The sequence below is a fragment of the Allorhizobium sp. Av2 genome (assembly GCF_021462805.2).
GTDB classification, from domain to species: Bacteria; Pseudomonadota; Alphaproteobacteria; order Rhizobiales; family Rhizobiaceae; genus Allorhizobium; species Allorhizobium vitis_G.
The window spans coordinates 820,593-840,313 of sequence record NZ_CP192696.1 but is presented as its reverse complement, the minus strand read 5'-3'; the positions used below and the strand labels follow the sequence as shown (position 1 = coordinate 840,313).

The 19,721-nt window shown below is 57.8% G+C and carries 14 protein-coding genes; 10 read left to right on the top strand and 4 right to left on the bottom strand.

The features are described 5' to 3' along the window. Nucleotide 1 precedes the first annotated feature (1 nt). A complete protein-coding gene (locus FS819_RS03985) occupies nt 2-1,606 on the top strand; it encodes an ABC transporter ATP-binding protein (RefSeq protein WP_156550570.1) in 1,605 nt (534 codons plus the stop codon). Between the two features lie 62 nt (nt 1,607-1,668). Here the strand turns inward: FS819_RS03985 and FS819_RS03980 are convergent, their stop codons facing one another. Then, nucleotides 1,669-2,577, bottom strand: a complete 909-nt coding sequence (locus FS819_RS03980; RefSeq protein WP_156550569.1) for a diacylglycerol/lipid kinase family protein — start codon at nt 2,575-2,577, stop codon at nt 1,669-1,671. A 389-nt stretch (nt 2,578-2,966) separates the two neighbouring features. On the opposite strand from FS819_RS03980, the gene FS819_RS03975 reads away from it, so the two are divergent. From FS819_RS03975 to FS819_RS03960, 4 genes are all read left to right on the top strand, one after another. After that, on the top strand, nt 2,967-4,196 hold the full coding sequence (locus tag FS819_RS03975; protein ID WP_156550568.1) for an MFS transporter: 1,230 nt from the start codon (nt 2,967-2,969) through the stop codon (nt 4,194-4,196). A 499-nt stretch (nt 4,197-4,695) separates the two neighbouring features. Next, the gene (mgtE, locus tag FS819_RS03970) at nt 4,696-6,072 is read left to right on the top strand and encodes a magnesium transporter (RefSeq protein ID WP_156550567.1); all 1,377 of its coding nucleotides are present in this window, start codon (nt 4,696-4,698) and stop codon (nt 6,070-6,072) included. A 338-nt stretch (nt 6,073-6,410) separates the two neighbouring features. Continuing rightward, entirely contained in the window at nt 6,411-7,280 is an 870-nt protein-coding gene (locus FS819_RS03965) for an RNase A-like domain-containing protein (protein WP_156550566.1), read from the top strand. 15 nt (nt 7,281-7,295) lie between these two features. After that, complete coding sequence (locus FS819_RS03960) at nt 7,296-7,625, top strand: contact-dependent growth inhibition system immunity protein (RefSeq protein WP_234624884.1); 330 nt, start codon at nt 7,296-7,298, stop codon at nt 7,623-7,625. Between the two features lie 12 nt (nt 7,626-7,637). Here the strand turns inward: FS819_RS03960 and FS819_RS03955 are convergent, their stop codons facing one another. From FS819_RS03955 to FS819_RS03945, 3 genes are all read right to left on the bottom strand, one after another. Continuing rightward, nucleotides 7,638-8,930, bottom strand: coding sequence for a class I SAM-dependent methyltransferase (locus FS819_RS03955; protein ID WP_156550564.1), 1,293 nt, complete (start codon nt 8,928-8,930; stop codon nt 7,638-7,640). A 297-nt stretch (nt 8,931-9,227) separates the two neighbouring features. Next, nucleotides 9,228-10,331 (bottom strand): branched-chain amino acid aminotransferase, encoded by a 1,104-nt coding sequence (locus FS819_RS03950; protein ID WP_156550563.1) that lies wholly within the window; start codon nt 10,329-10,331, stop codon nt 9,228-9,230. 242 nt (nt 10,332-10,573) lie between these two features. Further along, the gene (locus FS819_RS03945; protein WP_156550562.1) at nt 10,574-12,235 is read right to left on the bottom strand and encodes an electron transfer flavoprotein-ubiquinone oxidoreductase; all 1,662 of its coding nucleotides are present in this window, start codon (nt 12,233-12,235) and stop codon (nt 10,574-10,576) included. A gap of 282 nt (nt 12,236-12,517) precedes the next feature. On the opposite strand from FS819_RS03945, the gene FS819_RS03940 reads away from it, so the two are divergent. From FS819_RS03940 to FS819_RS03920, 5 genes are all read left to right on the top strand, one after another. Next, complete coding sequence (locus FS819_RS03940; protein ID WP_156550561.1) at nt 12,518-13,303, top strand: SDR family oxidoreductase; 786 nt, start codon at nt 12,518-12,520, stop codon at nt 13,301-13,303. A 190-nt stretch (nt 13,304-13,493) separates the two neighbouring features. Beyond that, nucleotides 13,494-14,789 carry an efflux RND transporter periplasmic adaptor subunit gene (locus FS819_RS03935; RefSeq protein WP_156550560.1) on the top strand — a complete coding sequence of 432 codons (1,296 nt, stop codon included), beginning with the start codon at nt 13,494-13,496 and terminating at the stop codon, nt 14,787-14,789. After that, complete coding sequence (locus tag FS819_RS03930; RefSeq protein ID WP_156550559.1) at nt 14,786-17,920, top strand: efflux RND transporter permease subunit; 3,135 nt, start codon at nt 14,786-14,788, stop codon at nt 17,918-17,920. Before FS819_RS03935 ends, FS819_RS03930 begins: the two co-directional genes overlap by 4 nt. Nucleotides 17,921-17,934: 14 nt before the next feature. After that, nucleotides 17,935-18,138: a hypothetical protein gene (locus FS819_RS03925; protein ID WP_015915412.1), complete on the top strand. Its 204-nt coding sequence runs from the start codon at nt 17,935-17,937 to the stop codon at nt 18,136-18,138. 234 nt (nt 18,139-18,372) lie between these two features. Next, the gene (locus FS819_RS03920; RefSeq protein WP_156550558.1) at nt 18,373-19,665 is read left to right on the top strand and encodes an Hsp70 family protein; all 1,293 of its coding nucleotides are present in this window, start codon (nt 18,373-18,375) and stop codon (nt 19,663-19,665) included. Nucleotides 19,666-19,721: the final 56 nt, after the last annotated feature.

The window sequence follows — 19,721 nt, the reverse complement described above, 5'->3', positions numbered from 1 at the left end:
CATGGACAAGACCGAGAACCAGACGGTACTGACCGTCAAGGACCTGAAGGTCACATTCACCACGCCCGATGGCGAGGTGAATGCTGTCAAGGGCATTTCCTTCGACGTCAAGAAAGGTGAGACGCTGGCCATCGTCGGTGAATCCGGCTCCGGCAAAAGCCAGACGATGATGGGCATCATGGGGCTTCTGGCCTCCAACGGCCAAGTCGCCGGTTCAGCCCGCTACGGCGAAACCGAACTGGCAGGGGCCAGCATCTCAACGCTGAACGACGTGCGCGGCTCCAAGATCACCATGATCTTTCAGGAGCCGATGACCTCGCTCGATCCGCTCTACACGGTCGGCAAGCAGATTTCCGAGCCGTTGATTTTTCACCGCCGCATGAGCCGGTCGAAGGCGCGCGCCCGCGTGCTGGAATTGCTGAAGCTGGTCGGCATCCCGGAACCGGAGCGGCGGATCGACAGCTATCCGCATGAATTGTCCGGTGGCCAGCGCCAGCGCGTGATGATCGCCATGGCGCTCGCCAACGAGCCGGACCTGCTGATTGCCGACGAGCCGACCACGGCGCTGGACGTGACGATCCAGGCGCAGATCCTCGACCTTCTCGCCGATCTGCAAAAGCGCTTCGGCATGGCCATCGTGTTGATCACCCACGATCTCGGCGTGGTTCGCCACGTCGCTGACCGCGTAGCGGTGATGCGGCGCGGCGAAATTGTCGAACAGGGCAGCCGCGACGATATTTTTGAGCGTCCCCAGGTCGATTACACCAAGATGCTGCTGGCCGCCGAACCATCAGGCTCCAAGGCCGCACCGCCCTCCGATGCGCCTGTCATTCTCGAAGGCCGCAATGTCGTGGTGGATTTCAACATCAGTTCCGGCATCCTGTTCAAGGGCAATCGAAAGTTTCGGGCCGTCGATCATGTCAATCTGACACTCCGAAAGGGCCAGACCATCGGCATCGTCGGCGAATCCGGCTCGGGTAAATCGACACTCGGTCGGGCGCTTTTGAAACTACTTTCGGCCGATGGGCGCTTCAGCTTCGAAACAACGGATATTTCCGGCCTCGACCGCGCCGGGATGCGGCCCTTCCGCCGTCAATTGCAGCTGGTATTTCAGGACCCCTACGGCTCGCTCTCGCCACGCCAGACGGTTGGCGAGATCATCACCGAAGGGCTTTACGTGCATGAACCGAACCTTAGCAAAGCGGAGCGCGACAAGCGCGCCATTGCCGCCTTGAAGGAGGTTGGCCTCGATCCGGCCTCGCGCAACCGCTATCCGCACGAGTTTTCCGGCGGCCAGCGTCAGCGTATCGCCATCGCCCGCTCGATGATCCTTAAGCCGAAAGTGGTGATCCTCGATGAGCCGACCTCGGCCCTGGACCGTTCCGTGCAGCGGCAGGTGATCGAGTTGCTACGCGACCTGCAACAGAAGCACGACCTGTCCTACGTGTTCATCAGCCACGACCTGTCGGTGATCAAGGCGATTTCCGACCATGTGATCGTGATGAAGAACGGCAAAATTGTAGAGGAAGGGCCGACGGACGACATTTTCGAAAGCCCCGCCGAGGACTATACCAAGGCCTTGATTGCGGCTGCGTTTACGCATTAAAGCTTTGGTAAAATTGTGATAGTTTAAACGCCCGGCTCGTCCGGGCGTTTCTATGAGGTGCGCTATACCTGAAGGGCTGGTGCCAAGACCTTCAGTTCTCCGGGATGGATTCTGATCTCCACGTCGCGGGGCATGTGCAGCAGTTCTCCATCGATCACGCAGGCGACGCCGTGACGGTGTTTTGGGAAATGCAGCTTGACGATTTGTGAGGTGGCCGATGTGACAGCCTGGTTTTCCGTGAGTTTACCGCGCAAAATATCAATCGCCAACCCCACCATTCCAACCGAATCGAGGGGTGCCGCAAGATAAATCCCAAGTTGTCCGGTGGTAATATCATCGGCATAAAACAACGGATTGGTTCCAACCGGGTTGTTGCAAACCGAAACGGCGGACACTTCCTTGCTATCCTGCCGTCCATCGGCGTCGATATCGAAAACGACGTCGAAGCGAGGCGGATTGAACATCACGCTGATCGCTGCGCTGGTGCTGGCCCGCATTTTGCCAAAGCGCGAGGCATAATCCATCCGGTTGCGCAGGCGGACCATCCGGGCGTGCAGGCCCGCGGAAAACTGGTGGACATAGGGCTGACCATTGGCAGTGGCAATATCAACGGATTGGACCTCCGCAGAGGCCAGCACCTCCAGAACCTGCCAGATATCGAGCGGCAGTTTCAGCGAGCGTGCAAACAGGTTCATCGTCCCGGCGGGTACGACGCCGAGCGGCAGGCCGGCTTTCCAGGCGATACCGGCGGCAGCCGAAATGGTCCCGTCGCCACCACCGGCAATCAGCGCGTCATAACCCTGCTTTGCAGCGGTCTCCAAGGCCTTGACGATATCACGGCCATCAACAGCCATGGTGTCGATCTCATGACCAGCATCGCGGAAGATTTGCTCGGCGCGTGCACAATAGGCATCCATGTCGGTGGTGCGAAAGGTCCCGCCCTCCCGGTTGAAAACGGCCTTGATCTTCATTCGCCCCCCTGCTCTTGTTGTCCGATGCTAGGTTCCATACGGTGTGCCTTACGTTGAAACCGCACGACAACGCATTTTAACGATCCGCCGTCGATTATGTTGCATGCGTCTGCTGCAAATCGGGTTTGCAGCTGAAAAGATCAAGATGATCATTATCATTCTACCGCAACGCACACATGCATGCTAAGGGTAACGGCATCACGTTTGACCATCCCATCCGCAGGTTTGCGATCTTCGCCGTCTTGCCTTGCGCATGACCGCCACAAGGTCAGCGGCTTCATGATGGGTACGCCAAATGGGTTATTTCGCGATTCAGCTGCGTCGAGCAGTCCTCCCTGCTACCCTTCTATTGAACAGCACCAGCCTTGCTCCGGTGCCGGGATGATTTTATGAATGATACGATCCGGTTTGCCCCCTCGCCCGTCAGACCAAGCCCAGACCGGACCGAAGCCGCCCTGTCGCCGCGCACCGTCCTGTTGATTGAGTTTGCGCTGGCCGTCGGCGGATTTGGCATTGGCACCGGCGAGTTCGCCATCATGGGCCTCCTGCCGGAAGTGGCGCAAACCTATTCCGTCAGCGTACCGGAAGCAGGCCGCGTGATCAGCGCCTATGCATTGGGCGTGGTCGTCGGAGCGCCGATCATTGCCGCACTGGCGGCAAAACTGCCACGCAAGACATTGCTGCTGATGCTGATGTGCCTGTTTGCTCTTGGCAATATCGCCAGTGCAATGGCCCCGGGCTTTCTGAGTTTCACCGTCCTGCGCTTCATCACTGGCCTGCCGCATGGCGCCTATTTCGGCGTCGCCGCCCTGGTGGCCGCATCGATGGTCGAGCCGCACAAGCGGGCGCGCGCCGTTGGCCGCGTCATGCTGGGTCTGACCATCGCCACACTGATCGGCACGCCATTTGCCACCTTCCTTGGCCAGATGATGAGCTGGCGGGCCGCCTTCATGCTGGTCGGGGCAATTGCCGCGCTGACGGCGGTGCTGATCGCGTTCAACCTGCGCAAGGACACGGTAGCGGAAGGCGCCAGCATTCGCCGCGAGCTCGGCGCTTTCGGCCGGTTACAAGTCTGGTTGGCGCTTGCGGTGGCTGCGGTGGGCTTTGGCGGCATGTTCTCAATCTTCAGCTATATCGCCAAGACCACCACCGACACCGCCGGACTACCCGCCTCGATGATTGCCGTCGTACTGGCGCTGTTCGGCATCGGCATGAATGTCGGCAATGTGGTTGGCTCACGCATGGCCGATTATTCGCTGAACGGCACAATCGGCGGCATGCTGGCCTTCAACGTCGTGCTGATGACGATCTTTTCGCTGACCGCCGCCAATCCGGTCATGCTGTGCATCTGCGTCTTTCTGACCGGCTGCGGTTTCGCCGCCTGTCCCGCCGTGCAGACGAGACTGATGGATGTTGCCGCCGACGCCCAGACGCTCGCGGCAGCATCGAACCACTCAGCCTTCAATATCGCCAATGCCCTCGGCGCCTGGCTGGGCGGCATGGTGATTTCCGCGGGTTACGGCTATGGCGCAACCGGCTATGTCGGTGCGGTTCTGTCGCTTCTAGGCCTCGTGGTCTTCCTGATCTCGGTTGCGCTACAGCGCCAATCAGCGTCCTGACCGGTCCCTTGCGCAAGCGCGCTACCGACCCGCACCAACAGTAGGTATTGAATGTGTTCTGTGTGCGTGGTTAACCGACCGTGAGTGCTGCGCCCACCGTTTTGCAGCCTTTCCGACCGAGAAAGTCACGGCGGAATTTATTGAGCAAGTCCTTGCATAACCTCGGAAATTCGCGTGCGCGTGGGCCAACAGGGCCGCGGAATACGCGGTGAAATGGCTCTTATATCAAGACAGAGCCGACACTCACCGAATTGTGTAATGCGCCCGACGCTTTGACTCCGATTCCAACCGCTATCCCCCTCTTGACTTTGCGCAGGCAGAGGCGCAGCTAATATGAACGAGCGGGAACTTCCCGCACGGATATCAACGGAGTCATCGATAAGATGCCAAGCGACAGTAGCAGTCGATTGTCCATGCCGTACGCGGTCGCCCTGCTCTGACGGTTCCGTCAGCTTGCCGGTCGGTTGCGCTACGGCGGATCGACGGAAAGGCAAGCACAATGAACATCCAACGCCTTCCTCTGCGGGCCAGTCATGCTGCCCGCCACCTTCTCAACGACAGCCTCAATGTCGTCACCGTTACGGACCGGATCGAACAGCTGAATGCGCTGGACGTTTCCGAGGCCGCCGCCATGCTGGCTAGCCTGCCGCAGCCAAAGGCGCTGCGCGTCATTGCCCGCCCCGAACTGGTGCATGCGGCCGACATCATCGCGGCCCTGCCGGTCGATACAGCCGTGCGCCTGCTGAAAGCCACCGCCCACGACCGGGTCGCCGACATCTTCCAGGCGATGGACGACCGCTGCCGCATGGTGATCTTCTCGCGGCTCGATGCGGCCACGGCCCATGCTGTCGAACATCTGATGGCCTATCCGCAGCGCACCGCCGGCTCGATCATGACGACGGAATTCGTCAGCGTTCCCGATGATTTCACCGTTGCCGAAACGCTGGCCCATGTGCGGATGGTGGAAAACGCCAGCGAGACCGTCTATGCGATCTATGTGCTGGACCGTATCACCCGGACGCTCATTGCCGTGGTCACGCTGCGGCGGCTGATCACCGTAGAGCCCGAGGCGTCCATCCTGTCGGTCGCCCAATGTCATGGTGTCGTGCATGCAAGCCCGTTGATGACACAGGAGGAAGTGGCTCGCCTGATCCGTCGCAACAACCTGCTGGCCCTGCCCGTCACTAACGACACAGGCCAGATGCTGGGCATTGTCACCGTCGATGACGTGATCGACACGATGATTGCCGATACGACCGAAGACGCCCAGAAATTCGGCGGCATGGAAGCATTGGGCAAGCCCTATATGCAGATCGGCTTTGCCGGCATGATCAAGAAGCGGGCCGGCTGGCTGGCTGCCCTGTTCCTCGGGGAGATGCTGACGGCCAGCGCCATGCAATATTTTGAAGGCGAGCTGGAAAAGGCGGTGGTGCTGACCCTGTTCATCCCGCTGATCATGAGCTCGGGCGGCAATTCCGGTTCACAAGCAACGTCGCTGATCATTCGTGCGCTGGCTGTCGGCGAATTGAAACTGTCCGACTGGTGGCGGGTTGCCATCCGTGAATTGCCCACGGGCATGACACTGGGGACCATTCTCGGCCTGGTCGGTTTCGTGCGCATTGCGCTGTGGCAGCATATGGGTCTCTATAATTACGGCGATCACTGGCTGCTGGTCGGCTTCACCGTGTTTGCCGCCCTGATCGGCATCGTCACGTTCGGCTCGATGGCGGGCTCGATGTTGCCCTTCCTGCTGCAACGCCTACGGCTCGACCCCGCCAGCGCGTCAGCCCCGGCTGTGGCGACGCTGGTGGATGTCAGTGGGCTGGTGATTTATTTCACCGTCGCGCTGGTGATTTTGAGCGGGACGCTGCTGTAAGCTTGGGATCGCGTGAGTAGCCGTTTGAATGACGCACTCGCTTACACCGCTATGTCTTATACAAAGAGTCATTTTCAATGACTCTTTGTATTCCGTTTTCGAATATCTCAAGCCCGTCATGCATTTGAGATATTCGAAATCTCTTCAAAGCGAGGATGCGGTAGCATCTTCGAGCTTTGGTATTATGGTCGACATGGCTCTGTTGCTATTGAATGGACCATGAGTTCCATGTGTCAGCATTGGGTCTTCGGCAACCTTCAGGTTTATCCCTTGCCGGGGTTGTAAAATTCCGCGAAAAATGAAACCTTCCCAATTCTGGAATGTTTGGGAGGTTATCCATGCCAACAGAAAATGAAAGCAATGCTCCGATAGAGGGGGGATTGGTTATCGCTGTATCTGCCGTTCAGTTGGCGGCGGTCCTTGAAGGGGAAACGGTCGAACAAAGCGGAACACTGGGCAACAGGGTCATAGGCGGATTACGCTTGCTCGGCTGCGCTGCGGAAGGCCTGACGGCCGGAGCACTTCTTGCCACACCAGAACCGACAATGTTGACCAAGGTCGGTGGAGGAGCTTTGGCGCTTCATGCCGCAGATCAATGCACCACAGGCGGACGACAATTATGGACGGGGCAAAACGAACGCTCCTGGACGGAGAGAGGCACGTCGTCCCTCGCGAAATCTCTTGGTGCATCGCCCCACGCAGCAGACAACATCGGCATGGCGATGGACTTTGTGGTGCCAATCGGTGGGGCTGCAATGGCTGGCGCAGTTCGCGCAGCCGCCATCAGATCCGGCCGTATCTCTTTGATGCAGCACGAAGCGCAGGCGGGAAGCCGCCTTGGCGGCCATACGATAGAGAGGCATATTGCCAAGGATGAAGCATTCCTACGCCAACGGATCGCACAAACAGCACCCAATCGCGCGCCCCCTCCCGTTATCTCGTCCTTCAGCAGTCTGCGCATCGCTGAAGATCAAATTTCCAGAGCATTGAGGTTGAACCAAGCACGGATCATGCAATGGTCACAGAATGCCGCCATTGGCTCCAAGCTGGAACCACCCATTGTGTTCGATGCAGGACGGGTGATCGGACAAGGTGTGGTCCGAGCATCAGGGCAGGTTCAACAAATGACGAGGCTCCGGATTATTTTAAAGAAAGAGACTTATAATGGCATGACCCATTATATTCTCACCTCCTATCCCGTTCCGTAAGAGTAACGATTGACCATGCCAACAATGACTGACGATTTCGACGCACTTTCAGGCCTGATTGGCAGCTATCTTCATCAGGATATGGATTTGGAATATCAAAGCGTACCCGCGGCGATTGCTGGCTATGCCCGATTGACCGAGGACACCAGAAAGCAACAATTAGTGCAGGAAATGCACGAGTTCTTGCGCCGCTATCACAATGACATCGAAGGCGAATTTTCCAAACGCTACTGGTTTGATTTTTCACCCCAGACACTGGGCCAGACAGTTCCCGAATTCTTTGATATGGTGCGCGACATCCTCACCGACCCCGATAGCTATCACCGATTCCTGCCGACGAACTGATCGTCGTGCGTCTTATACGGCGGCGACATGCTTTTCGTGATCGGTCAAAATATAATCCCGCGTCAGCGGCAGGATATTGTTTTTCTTGGCTATCTGGATCTGAAAGACGACGAGATCCTCGTGATAGAAGGCAGCTTCGGCAGTTGATAGATAATAGTCCCACATCCGGCAGAAGCGGTCGTCATAGAGGGTGGCCGCCTCTGCCCATCGGGCGGTAAAGCGGTCGCGCCAGTGGCGCAAGGTTTTGGCATAGTGGATGCGCAGCACCTCGACATCCGTGATCGTCAGGCCAGCCTTCTCGATTTCAGGAACGATTTCAGAGAGCGCCGGAATATAGCCGCCGGGGAAGATATATTTGTCGAGCCATGGCGTGGTGAAGCCCGGCGTTGCGGAACAGCCGATCGTGTGCAGCACCATCACGCCATCATCGGCCAGCAGCGTGCTGCATTTGCTGAAAAACGTCCTGTAGGCCGCAAGGCCGACATGCTCGAACATGCCGACCGAGACGATGCGGTCGAACGATCCTTCCAGGCTGCGATAATCCATCAGTCGGAAATCGACATTGGCCGCCTCGGTGGCAGACTTGCGAGGCCGCTTCACCGCATAGGCTAGTTGCTCTTCGGACAAGGTGACGCCCACGACCTCCCCACCCACCGCCCTATCGGCCAGATGAAGGGCAAGACCGCCCCAGCCGCAGCCGATATCCAGCACACGGTTTCCCGGTTTGAGGCGCAGCTTGGCGGCAAGATGGTCTTTCTTGGCGCGCTGGGCGTCGTCCAGGCTCTGGGTATCATGCTCGAAATAGGCGCAGGAATACTGGCGGTCTTCATCCAGGAAGAGTTCGTAAAGCCGTGCATCCAGATCGTAATGGTGCGCGACATTCTGTTTGGATCTGGCTGGAAGATTGCGATGGCGAAAGATCCTGAACCGGGTTCTCACATCGTCGATAATCCGGGCGATCAGTGGATGGGTGGCATTTTGCGCCTCCCGCAGCACCACGGATACAAAATCGAACATGGTTCCCTGATCGACAAAGAACCGCTCATCCATATAGAGCTCGCCCAGCCGCATATCAGCATCGATCAAAAAAGCCCATTGGGCAGCCGTATCGGCGAAGCGAACGGTGACAGGGTCACCCGTACGGTCACCAAATGAAAGCGTCTTGCCACTAGCCGTCACAATATCAAGACACCCAATGGTGACGATGCGCGACAGCGCCGAGGCCAAGGCCCAATCCGAAATGGCGTTAAAAATGGATCTTGGTGGTTGTTTCAAGCGGTCTGCATTTCCGGGATGCACTGCCATGATCTTCAACAGCCCTTACAGTCTGTCGGGGAAAGGTTAATGCGATTTTCCCGAAAGACAAACGAGAACAAAGGAAGCGTGAGTTTGCTTGGCTTGCAAGGGAAACCTGCGTACCTAACCAGGCAAACCATAAGAACAAATTATGCGCAAAATGTGAAAATCTACAGACAACCGTAGAATGTGCGGTGTTTTATATTGCACGTCACGCAGTAAATCATGCCGAAACATAGAAAAGAAAATCATATTTACTATTGAGAATATAATTAAAAAGGCCGGGATCACTCCCGGCCTTTTGTATCAGACGCCTTCGATCCGCCGCACCCAGCCATGCGGGTCATTGCTCTTGCCGCGCTGGATATTGACCAATTGCTCGCGGATTTTCAGGGTGGTCGGACCGGTCTCGCCATTGCCGATCACAAAGCCACCGTCGGTGAATTTGACCTCGCCGATGCCGGCCACCACAGCCGCCGTGCCGCAGGCGAAGGCTTCCTTCAGCTTGCCACTTTTGGCATCCGCCTGCCATTCATCGAAGGAATACGGGCGTTCATGCACTGTCACGCCCTGGTCTTTGATGAGCGAGATCAACGAATTACGGGTAATGCCTGGGAGGATGGTGCCCCCCAGAGGCGGCGTCACCAGCGAACCGTCGTCCATAACGAAAAACACGTTCATGCCACCCAGTTCTTCCAGCCACTTATGCTCGGCGGCATCCAGGAAAGCCACCTGATCGCAGCCATGCTCGACCGCTTCCTGCTGGGCAATCAGGCTTGCCGCATAATTGCCGCCGCATTTGGCGGCACCGGTGCCGCCGGGAGCGGCGCGGGTGTAGTTTTCCGAAACCCAGATCTTCACCGCCTTGGCGCCGCCCTTGAAATAGGGGCCAACCGGCGAGGCGATGACGCAGAAAATATAGTCACGTGCCGGTCGCACACCCAAAAACGCTTCGCTGGCAAACATGAAAGGCCGCAGGTAAAGGCTGCCCTCACCCTCCGGAATCCACTTTGCATCGGCCTTGACCAGTTTATCAATGGCTTCGAGAAACAACTCCTCGGGAATTTCCGGCATCGCCATGCGCCGTGCAGACTCGTTGAAACGGCGGGCATTTTCATCCGGGCGAAACAGCACGACGCGACCTTCCGCCGTACGGTACGCCTTCATCCCCTCAAAAATTTCCTGGGCGTAATGCAGCACCGCGGCTGCCGGATCGATGGCAAATGGTCCGCGCGCGGTAATCTCCGCCGAATGCCAGCCCTTCACCACATTCCATTGGATCACCGCCATATGGTCGCTGAACAGCGTGCCAAAGCCCAGGCTCTGGAACGCCTCGAGGCGCTCTGCTTCCGGCATGGGGTTCGCATTCGGCTTGACGATGAATTCCGGCTTTGCGGTTGCGGCAGACATGACAGGTGATCTCCTCAAATCAGTCAATAGGTCAACATTACTGACCTATTGACGTTTCGTATAGACGATCACCAGCTTTCGCAAGTCATTTCAAGTGCAAACCGGTACGGTTGATAAAAATATCCAACCAACGGCCTGATGCAGATATTAAGGACGTGCGGACCGCCTTTACATGTTCGGATAAACCGGTCCTTCGCCTCCTTTCCCCAACGGAGGTCCGTGCGGACCGCTATACCCGAACATTACATGTTCGGATAAACCGGTCCTTCGCCTCCTTGTGGCGGCACCCAGGTGATGTTCTGGTTCGGGTCCTTGATGTCGCAGGTCTTGCAGTGGACGCAGTTCTGGGCGTTGATGACGAAGCTCGGCTCGCCCTCCTTCTCCACCCATTCATAAACCCCGGCGGGACAGTAGCGGCTGGACGGACCGGCATAGACGCCAAGCTCGGAGTTCTTCTGCAGGGCCATGTCCTTGACCTTCAGATGCACCGGCTGGTCTTCCTCGTGATTGGTGTTGGACAGGAACACCGAAGACAGGCGGTCGAAGGTCAGCACGCCATCGGGCCTGGGGTAGTCGATCTTCTTATGCTGTGCAGCCGGTTCAAGACTCTCAGCATCGGTCTTGCCATGTTTCAGCGTCCCGAAGACAGAAAAGCCGAAGAGCTGGTTGGTCCACATATCCAGCCCACCCAGCGCCACGCCGAGCACCGTGCCAAGTTTCGACCACAGCGGCTTGACGTTTCGCACTCGCCGCAAATCCGTGCCTATTTCGCTGCCGCGCCAGCTGTTTTCGATCTCGACCGGCTCGTCATTGGCGCGGCCTGCGGCAATCGCCTCGGCAATCTTTTCCGCCGCCATCATCCCCGACAGCACAGCATTATGGCTACCCTTGATGCGCGGCACATTGACCATGCCCGCCGAACAGCCCAGCAGCGCCCCACCGGGGAAGGACAATTTCGGCACCGACTGATAGCCACCTTCGGTAATCGCCCGTGCTCCATAGGAAATCCGCTTGGCACCCTCAAAAGTGTTGCGAATGGCCGGATGGGTCTTGAAGCGCTGGAACTCCTCAAACGGATAGAGATAGGGATTCTTGTAGTTCAGATGCACGACAAAGCCGACCGCAACCAGATTGTCCTCCAGATGATAGAGGAACGAGCCGCCGCCGGTTTTCATGTCCAGCGGCCAGCCGAACGAGTGCTGCACCAGACCGGGTTTGTGGTGCTCGGGCTTGACCTGCCACAGTTCCTTGATGCCGAGGCCAAATTTCTGCACATCGCTATCGCGTGACAGATCAAATTTGGCGATCAGTTGCTTTGCCAGCGAGCCACGCACGCCTTCGCCGATCAGCAAATATTTGCCCAGCAATTCCATGCCGCGTGTGTAACTGGAGCCGGGTTCGCCGTTCTTTTCGACGCCCATATCACCGGTGGCAACACCAATCACCGCACCAGCCTCATTATAAAGCAATTCGGTTGCGGCAAAGCCCGGATAGATCTCGACACCCAGCGCCTCGGCATGGCCCGCCAGCCAGCGACAGACATTACCAAGCGAGACGATGTAATTGCCGTGATTGTTCATCAGCGGCGGCATCAGCGCGTTGGGCAGGCGAACGGAGCCAGCGGGACCGAGAAACAGGAAATGATCGGCGGTGACTTCGGTCTTGAACGGATGATCGGCTTCCTTGCGCCAATCGGGAAGAAGCTTATCGACTCCAACCGGATCGACCACAGCCCCGGAGAGAATATGGGCGCCGACCTCCGCACCCTTTTCCAGCACAACAACCGTCAGATCGGGATTGACCTGCTTGAGGCGAATGGCAGCCGAAAGGCCAGCAGGCCCCGCACCGACAATCACCACGTCGAATTCCATGCTCTCGCGCTCGGGCAGCTCTTGTTCGCTCATCGTTTTTCTCCGCTCGGCTTTTTCCCCATATGGACCTCTTCCTTGTCAAATCAAACCGGGCTTGTCGAGCCAGGTTGCGACAGGGCAAGGCGTGAAATCCCTGCGAGGTGCTATGAGGGACAAGAATATCTTCCGTTTACGTGCACGTCAATTACTGTGACGCCGGGAAATGGATGACATGCTGACCGCAGGAGCTTATCGCTTTCTGCGCCTTTGATTTTACATCCCCGCTTGTTAGGTTCGCGTGAAAATCGCATCGTCATTCACAAAAAGGAATTCACAATGGATCTCGGCATTTCCGGCAAGCGGGCGGTTGTTCTCGCCGCATCTCGCGGACTTGGACAAGGCATCGCCAATGCACTGGCCGCCGAAGGCGCGCATGTGCTGATCTGCGGACGCACAAAAGACAAGCTTGAGGCCAATTGCGCTGACATCGTCAAGGCTGGCGGCAAGGCGGACTATGTGGTGGCGGATCTCTCGGATACTGATTTCGTCGCCACGCTCGTTGAAGCGGTCGCCGTAAAACTTGGCGGCATCGATATCCTCGTCAACAATACCGGCGGGCCGACACCCGGCACCGTGGAAGACATGGACGATGAAAAGCTCCACATCTTCTTTCAGTCCATGGTGGTGCGGATCATTACGCTAACCAACGCGCTGGTTCCCCAGATGAAGGCGCAGGGCTTCGGACGCATTCTCACCGTTGCTTCGTCTGGTGTGATTGAGCCAATTGCCAATCTGGCGCTTTCCAACACGTTGCGCGGCGCGTTGGTCGGCTGGAACAAGACATTATCTTCCGAAATAGCCTCCTTCGGCATCACCGCCAATCTTCTCCTGCCCGGACGAATCCATACCGACCGGATTGATGAGCTGGACGGCGCCAATGCCAAACGCCAGGGAAAATCGCTGCAAGAGGTTCGCGAAAGCTCGATCAAAACCATCCCGATAGGCCGGCTTGGCAAGGTGGAGGAATTTGCCGCCGCAGGTGCTTTTCTCTGCTCCGTCCCCGCTGCCTACATCACCGGCACAATGCTGCGGGTTGATGGCGGCGGCGCTAAATCTCTTTGAACAATCCGCCCAAACCATCGTATTTAGTGACGAACCAATATCAATGTCACTAAATACGACTTTATTACAAGAATTTAAGGATAACTCACCGCGAGTTGATCGATAGTGTGCGTCTCTGTTATTTTCGCGGTGCATTAATTCAATAATGATAGGATGAACGACCAGCTCAAGCTTCATCAGGCCCTGACACATGAAAAAATTCTGGACCGCCTCCAGCATCATCGCAATCCTTGCCGTCGGCGGGTGGATATATCGCGACCAAATTCCTTATCTCGACAAGGTTCCGTTTCTGAGCCAAGCCAGCCAGACGGCGGGCCACAAGCCGGGTGCCGAACAGGCAACAGCCCAAGCAAACGGGCAATCTTCAGATCGGGCCTCAGGACAGGAAGCCGGTAAACCGGCAGGCCAAGGTGGCGGAAAAAGTGGCGGTCGGCGCAATGGCGGACCGGCATCGGTCAAGACCGTTGCGGCCAGCATGGGCAATCTGCCAATGGATGCCACGGCAACAGGCTGGGCCGAAGCGGAAGATACCACGACATTGGCCGCCCTCCAGAGCGGGCTGCTTCAGGACGTGATCGCCAAGGACGGCCAGGAAGTGAAAGCCGGAGATCTGATTGCCCGGCTTGATGACCGGATCGCAAAGGCAACAGTGGACAAGGACCAGGCCAATATCGTTGCCGACCAGGCCAGCCTGGCCGAATACGAGGCGGCCTTGACGCGTGCGGAAAGCCTCTTGAAGCAGAATGCGCAATCACAGCAGGCCTACGAACAGGCCAAGGCGTCGCGCGACTCGGCTGCTGCCAAGGTCGACGCCGATAAGGCCACGCTGGCCTCCGATATGGTCGACCTGGAGCATATGAAAATCCGGGCGCCCTTTGATGGCCGGCTCGGAAGTATCCAGCTCAGCATCGGCGCCTATGTCAGCGCCGGAACCGCGATTGTCACCATCACCCGCTATAATCCGATCTATGTGAAATTCCAGATGGCGGAACGCTACCTGCCGCAATTGCATCAGGCGTTTTCAGGCAAGGATGTGGTGGTCGATGTCGATCCCGCCTCGACCGGCGGCGTGCCGGTTCAGGGCAAACTGTCCTTCTTCGACAATAGCGTGGACACCGCGTCGGGGACTGTTCTTGTCAAGGCAGAGTTTCAAAACGACAAGGGCGTTCTTTGGCCCGGTCAGAGCGCCAATGTCACCGTTCGCTTCCAGACAGACCAGCGTAACATCCTCGTGCCAACCGTAGCCGTTCGCCCCGGCGCTGAAGGCTTCTTCGTCTATACGGTCAACAGCGACAGCAAGGTCAAGGCAACCAAGGTTTCCGTCCTGCGCGCCAATGGCGACATGGCGGCGATTGCCTCGGGCCTCAAGGAAGGCGATCACGTCGTGGTGGAAGGTCAGGTACAGCTTGCCGACGGACAGACTGTTCTGGAACAGTTTGCTGGCCAGAAAGTGGCTGAAAACGAGCCGAAGGATATCACCCGATGATCCCTGCTTTTTGCATCAATCGGCCTGTTGCCACCATTCTGCTTGCCATCGGCCTGGTTCTGGCCGGACTGGCCGGTTATCGGCTTCTACCGGTGGCCGCTCTGCCCAAAGTGGACTTTCCTACCATCAACGTGACGGCGACCCTGTCAGGTGCCTCGCCGGAAACCATGGCGACGTCCGTTTCCACCCCGCTGATCAAACAGTTCGAGACCATCCCCGGGATCAGCGAAATCAGCGCCACCAACTCGCTGGGCAACTCCTCCGTCGTTCTCCAGTTCGACCTGAACCGTGATATCGATGCCGCTGCCGCTGACGTTCAGGCGGCAATTTCCCGCGCCAGCCGTCAATTGCCCAGCAACATGACGTCCGATCCGAGCTACCGCAAGACCAATCCAGCCGATTCACCGGTGCTGCTCCTGGCAATCAACAGCGATGAGATGCCGCGCAGTCAGGTGGATTCGATTGCCGAAAATATCATTTCCCCGCTGCTGTCGACGCTGAACGGCGTGGCGCAGGTCAGCATCTATGGTTCCCAGACCTACGCGGTGCGGATCGGCGTCGATCCCGCCAAGCTGCAAGCGCGCGGGCTTGGCGTCGACACGCTGACCTCGGCGATTGCCGGGGCCAATAGCCAGGTGCCAATCGGCACCTTGCAGATGGCAAATCAGTCGCTGACCATCAATGCCAATACCCAGCGCACCAATGCCGAGGAATTCAAGTCGCTGGTAATCTCCACCACCAGCAATGGCGCGCCAATCCACCTTTCCGATGTCGCCAATGTGCGCGACAGTGTCGACAATCTCGACGCGGGCAGTTGGTTCGATGGGAAACAGGCGATCATCCTCGCCATCCAGCGCCAGCCGGACGCCAATACGGTCGAGGTGGTCGATGAGGTGTTGGCCAAGCTGCCTGCCCTGCAAAAGCAGCTGCCTCCCTCCTTGAAGATCAATGTGATGAACGATTCATCGACCGCGATCCGCGAGGCAATCCACGACGTTCAGTTCACGCTGTTCCTCACCATCGCCCTTGTCATCCTGGTGATCTATTTGTTCACCGGCCATCTGACCGCGACCCTCATTCCCGGTCTTGCCGTGCCGCTATCGCTGATTGCCACCTTTGGCGGCATGTATGTGCTTGGCTACAGTATCGACAATATCTCATTGCTCGGCCTGACGCTGGCGGTGGGTCTGGTGGTGGATGACGCCATCGTTATGCTGGAAAATATCCTGCGCCATGTCGAAGAAGGCATGCCGCCGATGCAGGCGGCCCTGAAAGGCGCCGGTGAAGTCAGCTACACGATTATTTCCATGTCGATTTCACTGGTGGCAGTGTTCATTCCCATCCTGTTGATGGGCGGTGTCGTCGGACGCCTGTTCAATGAGTTCGGCATGGTCGTCACCATGGCGATCCTCTCCTCTGCCCTGGTGTCCCTAACGGTCACGCCAATGCTGGCAGCCCGGATTTCCTCCCACAGCAGCCGCCCACCGCTGATCGTGCGCTGGTTCGACGCCGGTTTTGCCAAGACGCAACGCGGCTATGACAAGTCTGTCCGCTGGTGTCTCAACCACCGTTTTGTGGTGATGATGGTCTTTGTCGCCTCCATCGCAGGCTCCGGCTGGCTGTTCCACACGCTGCCATCCAGCTTCTTCCCGCAGGAAGATATTGGCCGGTTGACGGTCAGCACCCAGGCGCGTGAGGATATTTCCTACGCGGCCATGCGCGATCTTCAGTCAAAGGTCGCTGAAGAACTGAAGACCAATCCGGCTGTCGATCATGTTACCTCCATCGTCGGTGGCTCAAGCCGCAGCCCGCTCAACAACGGCACGATCTTCGTGCAGCTGAAACCGAAGGACAACCGTCCGCCTCTCGCTCAAACCCTCAACGAGATGCGACAGAAGCTGTCCAAGATCGCCGGCATCCGCAGCTATATCACCCCACAGCAAAATCTGCGTTTCGGCGGACGAAGCACCGCTAGCCAATATCAGTTGGTTGTCCAGGCGCTGAGCACGAAAGCAACCGATGAATGGTCATCGAAAATCCAGGCCGCCATGCGCCAGGACCCGTTGTTTACCGATGTGACCAGCGATGCGCAGAACAATGCCATTGCCGCCGATATCAACATCGACAATGGCAAGGCCGCCGCTTTCGGCATTACCAACGACCAGCTTCGCAAGACCCTGGAAATGGCGTTCAGCGGCTATAATGCCGCCCAGATCCAGTCGACCGGCGACAGCTACGATGTCATCGTTGAGTTCGACCGGAACAAGCCATGGGACGACGAGTTCCTGCGCGATATCCTGGTGCGTTCATCGTCTACGGGCACGCTGGTGCCGCTATCGAACTTCGCCACCGTCAAGCGTCATAATGCGCCTGTCACTGTCAACCAGACCGGCCAGCTGGTTTCGACCACGGTGTCGTTCAACCTGCCTGACGGCATATCGCTGAGCGACGCCACCGCCCGGATCGATCAGATCAAGACCGAGATTGGCGTGCCCAATGACGTCTTCACCTCCTATGGCGGTACGGCGGCGATTTTCCAGCAGTCGCAAAGCAATACCGGTCTACTGATCCTCGCCGCCGTGCTGACGATCTATGTGGTGCTGGGCGTGTTGTATGAGAGCTTCATCCATCCGCTCACCATTCTTTCCGGCCTGCCAGCGGCGGCTTTCGGGGCGCTTCTGGCCCTGAAACTGCTGAATTTTGATATGTCGGTCATCGCTCTGATCGGCCTGCTGATGCTGATCGGCATTGTCAAGAAAAACGCGATCATGATGATCGACGTGGCGGTGGAATTGATCCGCGAGCATGGCGAGACACCGGCAAAGGCCATTCACGAGGCCTGTGTGCGGCGTTTCCGGCCGATCATGATGACCACTTTCTGCGCCCTTCTCGGAGCACTGCCCATTGCGCTTGGCCATGGCGCCAGTTCCGAACTGCGCCAGCCGCTCGGGATCGCCGTTGTCGGCGGCCTGATCGTCTCACAATTGCTCACACTGTTCATCACACCTGTCATCTTCGTGGAAATGGACCGGTTCGGTAAATTCTTGACCCGGCTCGTTCGCCGCGACAAGGGTCACCACGCTGCAAACAGCGAAGATGGGCCATCAAAACCAGCCATGGCGGCTGAATAACGGGAGCAAGTCAAATGATTGTCGTGCGTTGGGCTTTAACAATTGTCGGCTTGCTGGCCATTGCCATGGGCATTCTGTGGATGGCGCAGGGTGCCGGGATTTTCCCCTACCCGCAATCCAGTTTCATGATCAACCAAAGCCCCTGGATCATCTGGGGGGGCTTGCTGGCCCTGTTCGGCCTGGTCCTGACCTGGGGGTCGGGCCGGATTTTGCGATAACCTCGCGCAGTTCATAATTGCCGCTTCAAAGCGCCGCGTTTGACCGAACGCGGCGCTTTCATCTGTCAAGCCGTAGGCGCGCAGGCAGTGGCTCTTTCTGGAAATCGATCCTTGCATCCTGCCCCAGCCTGTGTCATCAGGCCCGCTCGTTAAGCAAAGCCCCTCTCAGGCAGAGGCGCGCCCGCAACCGTCCAATCATTCACGCCAATAGACAGGCATCAGGGAGCAGCAGCCATGGCAAACGCGCTTGGGCTTGATTTCGGCACGACCAACACGGTCCTGGCACAGAGCATCAACGAGACCACCACCCATTCGGTGCAGTTCACATCCATGGCCGGAACCACCGACAGCATGCGCACGGCGCTGTCCTTCATGAAGGATGCCCAGCTTGGCGCGCGCGCCCTGAAGGTGGAGGCCGGGCAAGCCGCCATTCGCCAGTTCATCGACAATCCCGGCGATTGCCGTTTCCTGCAATCGATCAAGACCTTTGCGGCCTCGGCACTGTTTCAGGGTACGCTGGTCCATGCACGGCGGTTTCAGTTCGAAGACCTGATGGAAGTGTTCCTGAAAAGGCTGGAAACCTATGCTGGCGATGGCTGGCCTGCGAATGCCAACCGCATCGTCGCTGGCAGGCCCGTGCATTTCGCCGGCGCCTCCCCCGATCCCGAGCTTGCCATGCGCCGCTATAACGAAGCGCTCACCCGGCTCGGCTTTCCGGAAATCCATTATGTCTATGAGCCGGTGGCCGCGGCTTTCTATTTCGCCCAGCACCTGACGACAGATGCCACCGTGCTGGTCGCCGACTTCGGCGGCGGCACCACCGACTATTCGCTGATCCGGTTCGAGCGCAAGGCAGGCGTGCTGTCGGCAGTACCTGTCGGCTATTCCGGTGTTGGATTGGCCGGTGACCAGTTCGATGCGCGGATCATCGAGCATCTGGTGGCACCGGAAATTGGCAAGGGCAGCCAGTTCAAGAGTTTCGACAAGATCCTGGATATTCCAAGCAATTATTACACCAGCTTTTCGCGCTGGAACCAGCTGTCGGTGTTCAAGTCCTCAAAGGAATTCGCCGATCTGAAACAATTGGTACGCCAAAGCCTAGCCCCCGACAAACTGGAGCTTTTTATCGACCTGGTCGAGCATGACGAAGGCTATCCGCTCTACCAGGCGGTATCCTCCACGAAAATGGCGCTGTCTGCGGCGGATGAAGCGGAATTCAACTTCTCGCCACTTGGCGCGGCTGGCCGCAAGTCCGTCAAGCGTCAGGATTTCGAGAGCTGGATTGCCGACGATCTCACACGCATCGAATCGGCACTCGATGATGTTCTCACCCGGACGAACACGGAGGCAGGCGCCGTGGACAAGGTGTTTCTGACCGGCGGCACATCCTTCGTTCCGGCGGTGCGACGGATCTTCACTGAGCGCTTCAGCCAGGACCGCATCGAGAGCGGCGGCGAAATGGTATCGATTGCACATGGACTGGCGCTGATCGGCGACCGCGACGATATTGCTCTTTGGACAGCATGACCTGGGGACAGCATGACAGGGGGGACAGCATAACCGGAAGCAAATACGGTTTTCTG